Annotated in this window: 15 protein-coding genes and 1 pseudogene; 10 read left to right on the plus strand and 6 right to left on the minus strand. The window is 55.8% G+C overall.

The features are described 5' to 3' along the window. Window positions 1–227 precede the first annotated feature (227 nt). From HUO07_RS14490 to HUO07_RS14505, 4 genes are read left to right on the plus strand one after another with little or no spacing between them, the layout of a single operon-like run. Entirely contained in the window at window positions 228–1,787 is a 1,560-nt protein-coding gene (locus HUO07_RS14490) for a sensor domain-containing diguanylate cyclase (RefSeq protein WP_176304184.1), read from the plus strand. A 46-nt stretch (window positions 1,788–1,833) separates the two neighbouring features. Then, entirely contained in the window at window positions 1,834–2,499 is a 666-nt protein-coding gene (locus tag HUO07_RS14495) for an ABC transporter ATP-binding protein (RefSeq protein ID WP_176304185.1), read from the plus strand. After that, window positions 2,496–4,976, plus strand: a complete 2,481-nt coding sequence (locus tag HUO07_RS14500) for an ABC transporter permease (protein WP_176304186.1) — start codon at window positions 2,496–2,498, stop codon at window positions 4,974–4,976. The genes HUO07_RS14495 and HUO07_RS14500 overlap by 4 nt, the downstream gene beginning before the upstream one ends. Window positions 4,977–4,986: 10 nt before the next feature. Beyond that, complete coding sequence (locus HUO07_RS14505; RefSeq protein WP_176304187.1) at window positions 4,987–6,174, plus strand: lipocalin-like domain-containing protein; 1,188 nt, start codon at window positions 4,987–4,989, stop codon at window positions 6,172–6,174. 36 nt (window positions 6,175–6,210) lie between these two features. Here the strand turns inward: HUO07_RS14505 and HUO07_RS14510 are convergent, their stop codons facing one another. After that, window positions 6,211–6,528, minus strand: a complete 318-nt coding sequence (locus HUO07_RS14510) for a c-type cytochrome (RefSeq protein ID WP_176304188.1) — start codon at window positions 6,526–6,528, stop codon at window positions 6,211–6,213. A gap of 101 nt (window positions 6,529–6,629) precedes the next feature. After that, complete coding sequence (locus tag HUO07_RS14515; RefSeq protein WP_176304189.1) at window positions 6,630–7,907, minus strand: PQQ-dependent sugar dehydrogenase; 1,278 nt, start codon at window positions 7,905–7,907, stop codon at window positions 6,630–6,632. 272 nt (window positions 7,908–8,179) lie between these two features. Here HUO07_RS14515 and HUO07_RS14520 point away from each other — a divergent pair, with 272 nt between their 5' ends. From HUO07_RS14520 to HUO07_RS14535, 4 genes are read left to right on the plus strand one after another with little or no spacing between them, the layout of a single operon-like run. Further along, complete coding sequence (locus tag HUO07_RS14520; RefSeq protein WP_176304190.1) at window positions 8,180–9,073, plus strand: beta-keto acid cleavage family enzyme; 894 nt, start codon at window positions 8,180–8,182, stop codon at window positions 9,071–9,073. Further along, a complete protein-coding gene (locus HUO07_RS14525) occupies window positions 9,070–10,023 on the plus strand; it encodes an L-carnitine dehydrogenase (RefSeq protein ID WP_176304191.1) in 954 nt (317 codons plus the stop codon). The genes HUO07_RS14520 and HUO07_RS14525 overlap by 4 nt, the downstream gene beginning before the upstream one ends. Then, window positions 10,023–10,478 carry a thioesterase family protein gene (locus HUO07_RS14530; RefSeq protein WP_176304192.1) on the plus strand — a complete coding sequence of 152 codons (456 nt, stop codon included), beginning with the start codon at window positions 10,023–10,025 and terminating at the stop codon, window positions 10,476–10,478. The genes HUO07_RS14525 and HUO07_RS14530 overlap by 1 nt, the downstream gene beginning before the upstream one ends. Window positions 10,479–10,492: 14 nt before the next feature. Next, the gene (locus HUO07_RS14535) at window positions 10,493–11,311 is read left to right on the plus strand and encodes an alpha/beta hydrolase (RefSeq protein WP_176304193.1); all 819 of its coding nucleotides are present in this window, start codon (window positions 10,493–10,495) and stop codon (window positions 11,309–11,311) included. Between the two features lie 86 nt (window positions 11,312–11,397). Here the strand turns inward: HUO07_RS14535 and HUO07_RS14540 are convergent, their stop codons facing one another. Both HUO07_RS14540 and HUO07_RS14545 read right to left on the minus strand, forming a co-directional pair. Next, a complete protein-coding gene (locus HUO07_RS14540; RefSeq protein ID WP_176304194.1) occupies window positions 11,398–12,351 on the minus strand; it encodes an ABC transporter substrate-binding protein in 954 nt (317 codons plus the stop codon). A gap of 106 nt (window positions 12,352–12,457) precedes the next feature. Beyond that, window positions 12,458–13,426 carry a GlxA family transcriptional regulator gene (locus HUO07_RS14545; RefSeq protein WP_176304195.1) on the minus strand — a complete coding sequence of 323 codons (969 nt, stop codon included), beginning with the start codon at window positions 13,424–13,426 and terminating at the stop codon, window positions 12,458–12,460. A gap of 338 nt (window positions 13,427–13,764) precedes the next feature. On the opposite strand from HUO07_RS14545, the gene HUO07_RS14550 reads away from it, so the two are divergent. Next, window positions 13,765–14,253: a pyridoxamine 5'-phosphate oxidase family protein gene (locus HUO07_RS14550; RefSeq protein WP_008960033.1), complete on the plus strand. Its 489-nt coding sequence runs from the start codon at window positions 13,765–13,767 to the stop codon at window positions 14,251–14,253. Further along, complete coding sequence (locus HUO07_RS14555) at window positions 14,246–14,806, plus strand: CAP domain-containing protein (protein WP_340162503.1); 561 nt, start codon at window positions 14,246–14,248, stop codon at window positions 14,804–14,806. Before HUO07_RS14550 ends, HUO07_RS14555 begins: the two co-directional genes overlap by 8 nt. A 15-nt stretch (window positions 14,807–14,821) precedes the next feature. On the opposite strand, the gene HUO07_RS14560 is transcribed toward HUO07_RS14555, so the two are convergent. Both HUO07_RS14560 and HUO07_RS14565 read right to left on the minus strand, forming a co-directional pair. Continuing rightward, on the minus strand, window positions 14,822–15,268 hold the full coding sequence (locus HUO07_RS14560) for a CreA family protein (RefSeq protein ID WP_176304197.1): 447 nt from the start codon (window positions 15,266–15,268) through the stop codon (window positions 14,822–14,824). Between the two features lie 27 nt (window positions 15,269–15,295). Then, window positions 15,296–15,407 (minus strand): annotated as a pseudogene (locus HUO07_RS14565) (IS630-like element ISHsp2 family transposase); the annotation flags it as partial.

Consider the following 15,407-nt stretch of genomic DNA (forward strand, 5'->3'; position numbering starts at 1 on the left):
GAAATTACTTACAAATAACTAGGAGATATCTTACAAAACAGTACCGATTAGAGTACTTTTGGGAGCGACAAAGAAAAATCAGTAGATCCAAATGTAAGTATTTTGTCAGTGAATCACCTATGATGAATTAAAACGAACGCTTGAATACGAGCATCATCGGCCTCGACGCAATAGCTAGGAAAGGCTGAAGGCTGCTGAAGCTAGCCAATAAAAGCAAGGAGAAAGTAATGGAGGTCATTCAGGGAAAAGACTATTCGAAAGATCTAGCCTTAACGACTGCACTACCTGAATTTTTAGTAGCTGATCTCCTCAAGTGTCCTAATCTGCCCTCTTTACCTTCTGTCGCTATTAATGTTTTGAAGATAGCACGCACAGAGAACCCTTCGGTTAGCGAGTATGCCAACGCTATTGAGCGTGATCCAGCCTTAACCATGCGGATCATTACGCTTGCGAACAGTGCATTTTTCTCGCGTACCCACATTAAAGTGCACACGTGCCGTGAAGCGGCTGCCCGCTTGGGATTAGATGCCACACTGGCAGCAGTAATGAGTTTCAGCCTACTTCAAAACAGGGCGGTCGATACCCATTATCAGCGTGTATGGATGCGCTCGATCATTGCCTCCTTAGCAGCACGACACCTTGCCATTCATCTCTGCGCCGACATGGCAGGACCTGTTTTTACGGCAGCCTTGCTCCAAGACATTGGCATTATTGCCTTGCGTGCGACTTATCCTCTAGAAAGCAGCCATTTATATTCTGAAGCCGCCCTATCACATCGGCAGTTAGCAGAATCAGAGCAACGGCTTTTTGGCTGCGACCACTCTCAAGTAGGTGCTTGGATTGCCGCTAAATGGGGAGTTCCAACACCTCTTGCCCAACGTATCTGTGATAGCCACGGTGAATACGACATTGCCGCCCCGGACATGGTATGTATTCAGTTATCTGGCCCCATTGCCGATGCCTGGCTCTCTTCAAACCCAGCGCAATCATTAGTCACTGTGATAAGGGAATTTGAAACCTATCGGGGCACCCACACGATCTCTTTGCGGCATTTATTAGAAAATATTCAGCAGCAGTTACCGGCGTTGGCTGACATGTTGCAAATGTCAGCCCCTCCGCTACAAGATAACGAATCGCTGCTTGCTGAGGCGCAACAACTACTATTTCGGCAGACGTTACAGCTCAATGCGCGTCTTGAGATGCAACAGGCGGAACTCGCTTCGTTGCGTCAACGACAAGATGAGCTAGAAGAGCGCTCGCGAACCGATACGCTCACAGGCCTTGCGAACCGTGCCTGGCTGGAAGTGCAGATGCAAAAGCGTTTTGCCCTGTGTCAGCAACAGTCTCGCATCATGTCAGTCGTATTTATTGACCTGGACCATTTCAAAAAACTGAACGATAAGTACGGGCACCAAATGGGCGACCAAGTGCTCGAAAAATTCGGCAAGACGCTTCAAGCGTTAATTCGCGAAGGTGACTTGGCCGGCCGCTGGGGCGGTGAGGAATTTTTGATCATTTTACCTGATGAAAACGCCAAAGCTGCCCATGTTTTCGCAAAGCGAATTGGCGAGCGTTTAGAAAAAATCCCAATGGGTCATGATGGCAATGTTCCCATCCATGTCTCCGTCTCTATTGGTATTGCCTGTTTAGATGATGGCGGGTTTGGCAGCGCAGGCGAGCTAATTGATGCGGCTGATAAAAGCATGTATTTCATCAAGCGCACAGGGCGCGGCGGCATAGCCGTGTATGGCGAGCGCGGCGCACCGATTACGCCTATTGATGACTAGTCTGGCGTTTGCGATTAGTGCCTTACCTCAGTAAAAAGAGCAGCCTATGCTGGAACTTCAACAGGTACACAAAACCTATACGACGCCTCAAGGCCCGCTAAAAGTACTCGACGATGTCTCCCTTCGCTTGGCACCCGGCCAAAGCCTGGCATTAATGGGCGAATCGGGAAGCGGTAAATCCACTCTCCTCCATCTTGCTGCCGGTTTGGACCTGCCTGATCAGGGCAGTATCACACTCGCGGGACAGAACGTATCGACGCTAGCCGAATCCGACCGCGCCAAGCTACGCCGCGAAAAATTGGGCTTAGTATTTCAGCAATTTCACTTAGTCCCCAGCCTAACGGTCATCGACAATCTGCGCCTTCAGGCGCGTCTGGCCAACCGTGACGATACCGACTGGACAGCCTATTTAATCGCACGGCTGGGGCTAGAGGGGCTGGAAAAACGTTACCCGGAACAGCTCTCCGGCGGGCAACAACAACGCCTGGCCATTGGCCGCGCTTTAGCCCCGCGCCCGCCGCTGTTACTAGCCGACGAACCGACGGGCAACTTGGATGAAACCACCGCAGGTGAAGTGCTTGAACTGCTATTAAGCCTTGTCCGCGAAACCCAGTGCGCTCTTCTAGTCGTGACCCACAGCCCGCAAGTGGCCGCCCCGCTGGACCGCTGCCTGCGTTTACGCCACGGACAACTGATTAACACGGAATTATGATCAAAGCCCTGCCCACGGTGCTGGCGACGCTGCTCGCTCACTATCGGCGTCACCCTGGCCAATTAGCCATGCTACTACTCGGCCTGTGGGTAGCTAGCGCTCTATGGAGTGGCATTCAAGCCATCAACGCCACGGCTCGCGATAGCTACGCCCGCGCGGACGCCATGTTTGATACCCAGTTGGATCAGCTTGAGCGACGCGATGGCGCTCCCCTCACTCGTGCGGACTATCACGCCCTACGGCAAGCGGGCTTGCCCGTTTCGCCCATGCTAGAGGGTGAAGTTGTCACTCAAGATGGCACCCGGCTAACATTGATCGGCATTGATCCGCTGACCCTGGCTAATAATAACCCGCTGGCCCAAGCAGACTCCTCGGGATCGTTAACGGACTTCATGACCGCGCCGTGGCAAACGCGTGCAGCCCCCGATGCCTTAACGGCCACCACGACCCTTGCGAACGGCAAAGCACTCCCGCCTCTTGTATTAGCACCAGCGATACCGCCGGACACGCTGATAATGGATATCGCCGCTGCAGCACGGCTACTTCAAAGCGGTGAAGAAATCACGCGCCTTGTGGCCGCGCCGGGAGCACTGGCGGAGGCGCCGGCCGGATTCACGCTCACCCGTGCCACTCGTATTGCCACCCCCGGTCAACTTACCGAAAGTTTTCACTTAAACCTTACGGCGTTGGGGCTACTCGCTTGGGTCGTAGGGCTATTTATCGTGCAGGCCGCATTAGGTCTGGCCCTGGAGCAACGTTTGGGTATGCTGCGCACCCTTCGAGTACTGGGGGTCTCAGGGCGTAGTCTGGTTCTAGCGCTCAGCGTAGAACTACTCCTGCTCGGCCTGATAGGTGCCGCTGCTGGCATCGCAAGCGGCGTATGGCTGGCACGCCTATTATTGCCCGATGTAGCGGCCACCCTAGGCTCACTCTATGGCGCAGGCGTTGGCAGAGAGCTCAACTTACCCTGGCATTACTGGGTCGGTGGGCTAGCGGTTAGCCTTGGTGGGCTACTGCTGGCGGGCGGCGGCGTGCTATGGCGCGCTGCACGCTTAAACACGCTGGAATTAGGCCAGATGCAGGCATGGCGAAGTGGTTACCGTCGGCAGTTAATGTTGATGAGTATCGGCGGCGCTTTCGTAGCGGGCGTTGCGCTAGCATTGTATGGTTGGCTTCGCTTTCAGCCCCCAGGCGATGGCTTAGTGGCAGGCTTTGCGCTGGTTGCCGCGTTACTTCTGGCCAGCGCACTGTGGCTCCCCCCCTTGCTAGCCCTCGTATTGAAAGTGCTGACACATCTCGCCCGACGACGCCCGTTGGTTCACTGGGCACTGGCGGATATGCAGCTCCAGCTACCCAAGATCTCGCTTGCCATGATGGCCCTACTCATCGCCCTGGCGACCAATCTAGGGGTCGGCAGTATGGTCGGTGGTTTTCGTCTCACCTTTTTAGAGTGGCTGGATCAGCGTTTGGTCGCCCCCCTCTATTTGAATGCTCCCGCCGAGCAATATACTGATATTGATGCTTGGCTGGCTGATCATCCTGACGTCTCAGAACGCCTGCTCACTCGGCGAAGCGAGGCCATCCTTGAGTCCATCATCACGCCCAAAGGCAGTCGCGCTTTGGGCACTCCTATCGAGCTTTATGGCATTACGCCAGGCGAATCTTTGACACCTCACTGGCCGCTCTTGGCGACCCAGCAAGACCGCGACACTGCCTGGGCAGACTTCAGCCATGGCGCGGCTTTTGTTAACGAACAACTCGCTACTGCTGAGAATCTTTCCCCCGGCGACCAGCTAAACCTTCGCGCGCCGGGCGTCAGTGAAACGCTGACCATCGCCGCGACTTACCCTGACTATGGCAATCCCAGCGGGCAGGTTCTCATGGCATCGCCCCAGCTTGCCGCGCGCTTTAATGCCCCGCCTAGCTCGATGGGCGTGGTGCTGCATCTCAATGCCGATGTGGATGCCCTGCGTGAAGCACTTACCGAGCGCTTTGGCCTGGGCAGCGATGCCCTTAGCGACCAACGCGAGATCAAGCGCATCGCCACCGAGATTTTCGAGCGCACCTTTACCATTACCCGTGCCCTGAATGTACTGACCTTAGCGGTAGCAGCCCTGGCGCTGCTGGCCAGCCTGCTTGCCCAGGCCCGCAGCCGACGCCAACAGCTAGCACCGCTCTGGGCGCTGGGTGTTCCTAGGGCACAGCTGGCCCAGCTTAGTTTGGTACAGCTGGGGGGTGCGGCATTGGTCACTGGCCTGCTGGCACTGCCACTGGGTATCGCGATCACCTGGAGCTTGGTGGCGATCATTAATGTGGCTGCCTTTGGTTGGCGCTTACCACTTCATCTATTCCCTTGGGAAATGGCTGTCACCCTGGCGACCGCGGTTGCCGTGGCGCTGTTATCTGCAGCACTGCCTGCGCTGCGCTTTTGGCGTGCCTCACCGCGCACGTTACTAGCAGAAGAGGCCAATCAGTGAGCCTAAATCAATGAGCTTAAGTCGACTGCAAAACTTCCGTCTTCTACTGGCGTTCACCGCAACGCTGATGCTTTACGGCTGCAGTTCAGAAGAATCAACGTCGACGGCTGACACAGGCTTTGCCGGGTTGGGCCAGGAGGCTGATGGCTTTCAATATGCCAAGCCAAACCAGTTACTTACGTTTCCAACGGATCACGCTGCACACCCGGATTACCGTATCGAGTGGTGGTACTTAACTGCCAACTTAGAAGATGCCTCTGGCGAGCCACTTGGCCTGCAGTGGACACTTTTTCGTCAAGCGTTAATGCCGCCCAGCGAGCGCCCTGCTCCCACACCCTGGGCGGCTGACCAACTCTGGATGGCCCATATGGCGATCTCCCAAGGAGAACAGCACGAAGTGGCCGAGCGCTTCGGGCGCAGCCACTCTCAGGCCGACCTGAGCGTCCACCAGGATAGCCAAGCAGGCATCATCTCTAGCCCCTTTCATGCCTGGTTAGATGATTGGCAGCTTAAAGCGAGTGGAGAAGCTGGCAGCGACGCTTTTAGCCCTCTAACGCTCACCGCCTATAGCGGCGAAGACGAGTCGCGCTTTGGCTATTCGTTAACGCTTACCGCCCAAGGGCCGCTGGTATTACATGGGCAACAAGGGTTCAGTCAGAAAGCCGCCAATGGTCAAGGCTCTATGTACTACAGCCAACCTTTCTGGCAGATAGACGGCAATGTCACCCTTAACGGCGAGACCAAAGCTGTCAACGGGCGAGGCTGGCTCGATCGCGAATGGAGCAGCCAGCTACTCGATGCCCGTCAGTCAGGCTGGGATTGGCTATCGCTGCATTTTAACGATGGTCATAAGCTGATGGCGTTTCAGCTACGTGGCGGTGGTGACAACACGGATCAAGAGCAAGGCGCTGACTATCGCTCGGGCACCTGGATTACCCCGCAAGGTGAACCCACTCCATTGGCCAATACCGACTTCATCATGACGCCGCTGGCAACGTCGGCTGTGGCCGGGCGCGACATTCCCACCCGCTGGCGACTGGAAGTGCCTTCAGCGAGCGTCGATATCAATGTTGAAGCGCCCTACGCCAACCGCTGGATGACCACCAGCGTGCCGTACTGGGAGGGTGAAGTGGAGATCAGTGACCGCGCCAGCGGCGAACCGCTTGGCGAGGGTTATCTGGAAATGACAGGATATTAATAAGAAAGTGGCGTAATTTATGTTTAAGCAGCCATGTCACTCGGCGCTCTCTGCGATAAAGGCAGCTAGATTAGCAATATCATCATCCGATAAATCGGTAGCATTGGGGATCATCAGAAAGGAGTTTGATCCCACCTTTTCACCGGCCCGGTACGTTTCAAGGCGGGAGGTAATATACTCCGCATCCCGACCGCTAAGAGATGGAAAGCTAGCCATTCCCTTCCCGTTTGGTCCGTGACATTGGGCACATGCGTCGGCAAATAGCGCTTCTCCGGCGGACTTATCTGCCGCCTGACCTGTAGCCGACCCCATCGCCAGCGCAGCCGCAATGACGATAAACAGTGACGTATTCATTATGGCCTTTTCCCAGTCGTGTGGTCTTGAACAAAAAGCGTGAGGCGGATTGAGTCAATTGTGCAGCCGCACTGGCATACGCCAGCGCGGCTGCCAATAACTCACTCTGGGGTAATGCGGTAAATGCTACCTTCATCAACCGCCGTATAAAGATCACCCTCCGGGCCCAGTACCAATGAACGGAAGCGAGCAGCTCCCATGGGCACCGGCATTTTGGCAACGTCATTGACCGAAAGACCATCCTCCGCGATATCAATCAGGTTAATACGCTGCCCCACCGGCGTACCGCCGAAACCGATGCCCATAAAACCGACAACCAAACGGCCGTCCCAATCGCCCCACTGCTCGCCGACAAGAAACTCGGCAGACGAGATACCTTGAGAAAGCCCATCGTTCTGCCAAGCGGGCTGCATAGCGTCAGGGTAGGTTTCGGTATCGGTCACCGGCATATAGGCCGCACGCTCTTTTGGATCCATCCCCTCGGTCTGATTGGGCTCATAACCGCAATAATCGTCCGGGCAGTCGCCACGGCCCGCCATGTTGGGTTTCGGATCCCAGCCACTATTACCACCATTAACTAGCGCATTGATCTCATCCGAATGCCAGGGGCCGTGTTCCGTCACAATCGGTTGTCCAGTAGTTGGGTGGAAGGTGATGCCCTGTACGTTGCGGTGCCCATAAGTATAGATGCGAGGATCGAAGCCCTCAGGCGATTCGTTACCCTCGGCAGCCTTACCATCCTGGTCGATACGCAGCACCTTGCCACCAAGAAGCTTCGGTGACTGCGGTATCTCACTGTTATGGTTATCGCCAGTGGTCACATAAAGGTAGCCATCTTCGGGGCTGAAGCGGATACGCCCGCCATTGTGTGCGCCAGCATCGCCGAACGGGTGGTCGGTGGCAGCGGGCTTGTACGGAATATCCTCGACAATGTCGGTACGATCCGATACCTGAGTGAAATCACTGTTTACCGTCATGCGCAGCACACGGTTAGTGCGTGGCTCAGACATGTTGGAGGCAGAGTAGACGTAGACGGTGCGGTTTTCGTCAAAATCGGGGTCGATGGCCACACCGTTCATCCCGGCCTGACCTTCGCAAACAAGATCATCGGCGGTGGTGGCGTACTCCTCCGTGCCTTCCATGCCTAGCAGATGCTCTACTTCACCATCGGGGAGCCGTACCGAAAGCCCAAGACAGCGTTCGGTGTAAAACATCGTCCCATCGGGCAGAAAGGCCATATCCCAAGGGTTTTCAAGACCGGTTAACACCTCAGTCTGGCTGAGTTCAGGTTCATTGGCAGTCGTGACCGCTGGGAAGCCGACGATTACCGCAGAGGCGATGGCTGCACATAGCGGTCGCAGAGTGGTTTTGGGGGACATGGCAAGCTCTCCTTCCTTACGTTGTTTGTAATTTTTATTTACATTGCACGCGCTCATTGAGTTTAGATCGGCAATCAGGGCGGTCAATACTCTTTGTCAATAATTGCTTGTCTAAAATTTTCCTACCCGCAGCATCACGGCAGGTAACGCTGAGTAATAAGCGCACGGCGAAAAATGTCTGTTACGTATATTGAATGTCGCTTTTCGACAACTCTTTATGGCTCAGCGCGACACACTAGTCAGCGAATAAACTGCTAAGTAGAGAGCACGCCATGAATCGCAATGTCATCCTCACCTGTGCCGTCACTGGCGCAGGCGAAACCACCGCCAAGAATCCCAACGTCCCCGTGACGCCCAAGGCCATCGCGGCGTCCTGCATTGAAGCTGCCCGCGCCGGAGCCAGCATCGCGCACATCCACGTTCGCGACCCGGAAACCGGCGGCATCAGCCACTCTACCGAGCATTTTCGTGAGGTAATGGAGCGGGTTCGCGAAGCGGATGTGGATATCGTGATGAACATCACCGCGGGTGGCGGCGGCGACTGGATACCCGATGTCACAGACCCCACCCGTGGCGGTTCCGGCACCGATATCCAAACGCCCGCCGAACGTCACGCCCCGGTCGGCGAACTGCTCCCCGAACTGTGCACGTTGGACTGCGGCAGCCTCAATTTTGGCGACATGGTCTACGTCAACCCCGCTGACTGGCTGCGCGAACACGCCCGCCTCGTTCAAGCCGCAGGTGTTAAGCCGGAGCTGGAATGCTTTGATCTGGGTCACGTCTGGTTTGCCCGCCAGCTTCAGCAAGAGGGATTGATCGATGGCGACCCGCTCTACCAGCTCTGCCTGGGAATTCCCTGGGGCGCCGAAGCGGACACCGAAACCATGCTGGCCATGCGTAACAAATTACCTACCAACGCTAACTGGGCCGCTTTTGGCATTGGTCGCCATCAAATGCCCATGGTCGCCCAAGCCGTGCTGTTAGGTGGCCACGCACGGGTCGGGTTGGAAGATAACCTGTTTTTAGAGAAAGGCGTGCTGGCAAACAACGGCCAACTGGTCGAGAAAGCGTCAACCATTATTGAAAACCTCGGTGCCCGAGTAATGACACCTGCAGAAACCCGGGCACATCTGAAGTTACGCAACCCGTCAGGAGATGCTGTATGAACCGCTTAGCCGTGATTGGTACTGGTGTGATTGGCAACGGTTGGATTGCCCGCGCGCTCGCCCAAGGCTGGGACGTCGTCGCCTTCGACCCGGATCCCAACGCGCCAGCGCGCACGCAATCGTTTATCGACAATGCCTGGGCTTCGTTAACCCAGCTTGGCCTTGCGCCCAGTGCTAGCTCTGAGCGGTTAACCTTTGCGACCACGATCGAAGAGGCCGTGAACGGCGCGGACCTGATTCAGGAGAACGTGCCCGAGCGTCTACCGCTAAAGCAGGAAATTTTAGCCACTATCGATGCCGCTGCCGCACCGGACGTCATCATTGGCTCGTCGACTTCCGGCTTCAAACCCACCGACCTGCAGCAGCAGTGTCGGCAAGCACCTGGGCGCGTGATCGTCGCTCACCCCTTCAACCCGGTGTATTTGCTGCCATTGGTAGAGCTTGTTGGCGGTGAGGCCACCCAGCCCGCCCAGATCGCCAGCGCTCAAGGGTTGTATCAGTCGCTCGCCATGCGGCCGCTGGTGGTGCGCCGTGAAATAGAGGGCCATATCGCCGACCGCTTGATGGAAGCGCTGTGGCGTGAAGCCTTGCACTTGGTCAACGATGGCGTGGCCACCACCGAAGAGATCGATGCAGCGGTGGTTTACGGCTGCGGGCTGCGCTGGTCGCTAATGGGCACGTTCCTCACCTTCCACCTCGCAGGTGGCGAACCCGGCATGCGCCATATGCTGGAGCAGTTTGGCCCCGCCTTAAAACTACCCTGGACCAAGCTGGAAGCCCCCGAGCTTACCGATGAGTTAATCGATAAAGTGGTCGAAGGCTGCGAACACCAAGCAGCTGGCCGCTCGGTCGCGACGCTGGATCGCCGCAGGGATGACTTTTTAGTCGAGCTAATGGAAGCAGTGCAGAAATACTGGCCGGAAGCCGAAGGCTTAAAGGGGCGTATTTAATGATCATCCTGAAAACCCAGGTCGCTGCTGACTGGGTCGACTACAACGGGCACATGAACGACGCGGAGTACGCCCGCGTCTTTTCCCACGCCTGCGAAGCGCTGATTGACCAGATAGGCTTAGACGAAGCAGGCCGTGAGCACTATGGTTACACGATCTACACGCTGGAAACTCATCTCTGCTATCGCCGCGAGGCGCACCAAGGTCAGCCGCTCAATATTGACCTAACACTGCTCGATAGCGATGCAAAACGCCTGCACGTGTTTTTCGCCATGTTCGATGACGAAGGCAACCTGCTGGCAACCAGCGAACAGATGCTGATGGGCATGAAGCAAGCCTCAGGACGACCAAGCCCGTTTCCCGAAGCGGTCGCAAATCATGTGGCGGCACTACCACGGGCAGAGAGCGATGCCTGGCCGGAGCTTGCTGGCCGCACCATCGGTATTCGACGCTGAGGGTGACATCAAAGATGAACGTAGACGCCTTTATTCAACGCTTTAGCGCAGGGCTGGCCATGATGGAGGAACTGCCCTTGCCTCAAGCGCGGCGCGCCTACGATAAGCTTTGTCGCACCTTCGCCCCACCCGACCCGGCAGGAATGCGGATCGACAATAGCATTTGTGAGGGTGTTAGCGTGCGCCGCTTTATCCCCCAACGGCGAACGCCAGGCTGCGTGCTGTTTATCCATGGCGGCGGTTTTACGATCGGCTCAGCGGAGAGCCACCACGGCCTCGCCGCCAGCTTGGCTCAGCTGCTTGAGCGTGAGGTGGTAAGCGTTAACTATCGGCTGGCACCAGAGGTAGATTACCCCGCCATGTTGGCAGACTGCCAAGCAGTGCTAGAGGCGGTTCATCCTGTCGCACTGGTAGGCGACAGCGCGGGCGGGCGATTGGCTATCGACCTTGCCCATCAGCTTAATGAAGCACCGCCGCTCGGATTGATCTACCCGCCGGTGGGCGAACTTGCAATTAACTGTCTTGGGGAAGATGCACCCCTGTTGTCACGCAGCGATGTGCTCAGTATTCGCGAACAGTGCCCTAAGATTATCGCCACCCAGCGGGATCGCAGCCCTCCTGCTAGCACCATCGAAGTGCTCACGGTAGAGCACGATCCGTTAACACACCCTGTCGAAACGGCGGTAGCGCTCTGGCAGCAAGCGGGGGCGTCTATTGGCTACCACTGCGCGCCGCAGATGGTACATGGCGCGCTTCACGCCCAAGCTCAGCTACCCGAGATGAGTGCCGCTTGGCAGGGCTTTTGCCACACACTAAAACGGCGCCTTAATTAATAAGGCGCCGTTTCGTCGTTCAGTTCGTAAAAAACGTTCTATTAAGAGTCGAACTATTAAGAATCAAGCTATTAAGAGCCGAGCTATTAAGAATCAAACTGGGCCCGCACTTGCTCAATAGCGGATTCGCCATCGCGGGTTTCAACACCGTCTAACCATTCGGCAACGGTATCCAGGTTATTGCCAATCCACTCGTTCGCCACTTCATCCGCCGGGCGCTCTTCGTAGCTGTACTCGTGCACCCACTCGTTCTGGTCCTCGATCGCCACCACGTATTGCGACAGGAAGCGGTGCACCTGTGGTGCCTCATCGGCAAGGCTTGCCGGGGTAATAGTCCACACGGTGCTTTCAATGGATGCCACGCCCGCATCATCGCTGTCGGCTAAATAGGCTAAATCAAAGCTCACGTTCATCCAGTGAGGTTCCCAGCCGACAAACGTGACCCACTCTTCGTCAGCCATTTTTTGCTCCGCCTGGGCAAGCATGGCCGAGGTCGAGCTTTCACGGAGCTGCCAATCGCCTAGACCCGCAAGGTCGTTATCGATGGCGTTGAGAATGGCCTCATTGATCCCGGTGCCCGCTTCTATCCCCTGGATCTCACCGTCGAACTGATCGCGATGCGTTGCTAATTCAGCCACCGTGGTCACGCCGGCATCGTAGACATACTGGGGAACCACCAGCCCGGAATTGGCCCCGCTGATATTGGAAACCACCTTCTCGACTTTGCCATCCGCTACCAGCGGCTCGACCATATCAGTCTGTACCGGGTACCAGCCGCCCAGATAGATTTCCAGGTCGTTGCCCGACAGGCCTTCCAGAATGACGCTTACGGCCAGATCTTGCTGGCGCGTCTCGTACCCCATCACTTCAACCAGTTGGGCAGCCACTTCAGACTTAACCGTCACCCCCGGCCACGGCGGCACCCCGAAACGCAGCTCATCGAGCTCTGCCATAGCAGGCGTGGCAACGAACGCAGAGAGTAGAAACCCCGCTTTCAGCGACAATGACTTGGTAGTGGCAGAGAAAGTAGTGACAGACATATGGCTAAACCTCTTATTAGATGGGTTTAGTTAGTATGCGCGGCTGCCTTACCACTACTAGGCACTAGGCGACGCTTACCAGACATAACACGACGAACACTAGGCCTTAAACGTTTTCCTCGCGTACTTGCCGCGGCGAATAGCCGTAATACATACGAAATGAACGCGCAAAGCTAGATGACGAGTTAAACCCGCAGGCTAATCCCACCGCCAGCACGGCAAGATCCGTTTCCGCTAACAGTCGCCGGGCGCGCTTGATGCGCAGCTGCAAGTACCACTGCCGCGGGGTAACGTTTAGCTCCTGCTCAAATAAGCGCTGAAGTTGGCGAACTGACACTTCTACACGGCTCGCGACCTCTTCAAGGGAAAGTGGCTCTTCAAGGTTCTGCTCCATCAGCGCCACCGCCTCGACCACACGCCGCTTGTGGGTACCAAGGCGTTTCACCAGCGCCATGCGCTGCTGGTCGCTACGGGCGCGGATACGATCGTGAATCAGCTGCTCGGACACATCAATCGCCAGTTTGGCACCATGCCGTCGGGCAATCACCTCCAGCGCCATATCCATCGCCGCCGCGCCACCTGCGCAGGAGAAGCGCCGCTCGCCAAGCTCATACAATTCATCGGTCGTATCAACCCCCGGGAATCGCTCACGGAATGCAGGCAGGCTCTCCCAGTGCAGCGCCACCCGCTCGTGCTTCAACAACCCGGTAGCAGCGAGCAGAAACGCCCCGGTATCGATACCGCCCAGGCAGCAGCCCGCCTGATCCAACTGGTGCAGCCACGCCATCAACGGCCGGGTTAGGTGCGCCTCCGGGGTAAAGCCGCTGCATACCGCCAGTGAGGGTAGATGATGTACATCCGCCGTTGCCTGATCCGCCATTAGGGTCATGCCATTGGAGGCTGTCACCGGCCCGCCGTCCGCGCTGATCAAGGTCCAGTCGAACAGCGGGCGATTGGCAATGCGGTTAGCGATCCGCAGCGGCTCCACCGCCGCAAAGAACGCCATCATCGAATACTGGGGCAACAATAAAAAGCCCACCATTTCCGGTAGTGGGCCTGTATAACTAAGACGCATATTCGTGCTCGATATCAGTCATGGAAAGCGTTCAATAAAGCCCTAGTCGTTGTCGAGCCGCTCCATACGGTATAGCCGCCACTGGTTCTCGACCGTCCATCCGGCAAGTGGCAATAGCGTCCGGTGCCCAACCACATGGCAGCCTCCTGCTATCAACATTAAAGCGTATAGCCATCCACTTTAATCCTGCACGGCATTAGTAACCACCTCGCCTGCACTATTTGGCGTTTGCTGATGTCGACAATGGTAGCTAGGCTGTAGCTAGCAACATCGACGTACAAGCATTGTCGATGGCTATTCGCAACTCGCAACACTTAATTCATATGGAGAGTGAAGCTATGTCCAGCCCTGAACATAAGCAAAAGATCTGGAAGATGATCAAAGACATTAAAGTTGGCATGCTCGTTACGCTGGATCACGATATGCCGCGAGCTCGGCCGATGCACTTAGTGCAGGAAGAGTATGACGGTACCCTGTGGTTCTTTACTCGTCGCAGTGCTGAAAAAGTGTTTGAAACCAAGAGTGATCATGATGTGTGTCTCAGTTTTTCTGATCAAGAAGAGGGCGTGTACGTTTCGCTGTCGGGCAAAGCCAACCTGATCGATAACCGTGATCTGATCGAAAAATACTGGAACCCTTTCGTCGGCGCTTGGTTTCCTGAAGGAAAGGACGATCCAGACGTCGCACTGCTTGAAGTTAAAGTCCAGATGGGTGAACACTGGAAAGCCAAAGAGAGTAAAACCTTTCAGCTCTATGAGATCGCCAAAGCTAATCTCAAAAAGGACGCCACTCCAGACCTAGGCGAGAATGAAAAATTCGGTGGCTAACCTCCTTAGCAAGCGCCCTGCTGACGGGGCGCTTTTCAGCCTAATGCTTGTCATGCTCATGGGCTCAAATAGCTCATGGGCAACTGACGAATCCCAGAGCGATAAGGCCAGCATGCAAGGTCAGTGTGAATTCACCGATCAAAAGCGGAAAATGCTCTCTCTGATTAACGAGGCGCGCAGTCAGCAGCGGCAATGCGGCGACCAACGGTTTGAGGCAGTGGAGTCGTTAACGTGGAGTTGTGAGCTTGAAGCAGCCGCCGAACTGCACTCCCAAGACATGGCTAAGAACGACTACTTTAGCCATACCGCCCAGGATGGTAGTGGAATTGAGCAACGAGTCAGTAACCAAGACTACAGCTGGCAAGCTGTCGGTGAAAATATCGCCGCTGGCCATACCTCGGTATCTGCCGTGGTGAGCGGCTGGTTATCAAGTCCCGGCCACTGCCAAAACATCATGAACGACGCTTTTACTGAAATGGGCATGGCGAAAGCAAACGATTCAGAATCACGCTATTCAACCTACTGGACACAAACGCTAGGCAAACCCCGCTAAGCACACACGAGTCAATTACTGGCCGCCTCCTAACTCACCGTAGTGGACGGCCGTAATCGCATTTTTAGGCGAGCCATCTACCAGTTTGGTGCTATAGGTCAGGTATACAAAGGTCTGCGTTTCGGTATCGTGCATACGAACAACGCGCATATTTTTAAACAGCGCCGAGCGCCGCTGAGTAAAAATTACTTCTTGCTCCTCGACTTCAGCTGGGTCAAACACAATCTCACCCGTCTGACGACACGCCACACTCGCCTCGCTAGCTTCCTCGGCAAGCCCCACCGCGCCAGTGATCCCACCAATTTGAGAGTAGGAAAGATAGCAGGAGATGCCCTGCACTTTCGGGTCATCAAAGCGCTCCACTTCAATAGTGTTATTCGGGCCCAATAGTTTGAACTCCGTTCGCACGCTACCAATATGGGCATCCTGAGCAAGCAGCGCGGATGGAAACAGTGCCAACATAACAATGAGCGCCCTGAGAGTAAGTGCCTATTCAAAATTAATCGCGTGATCAGTTCCGTAACCACCGAGTAAGCGGTGTACCTCTTCATGTAGACGTTCAAACGAGAGATAGGCACTCAAGGGCAGCCAGGTGTACTTC

Origin of the sequence: Vreelandella maris (assembly GCF_013371085.1) — a bacterium.
GTDB classification, from domain to species: Bacteria; Pseudomonadota; Gammaproteobacteria; order Pseudomonadales; family Halomonadaceae; genus Vreelandella; species Vreelandella maris.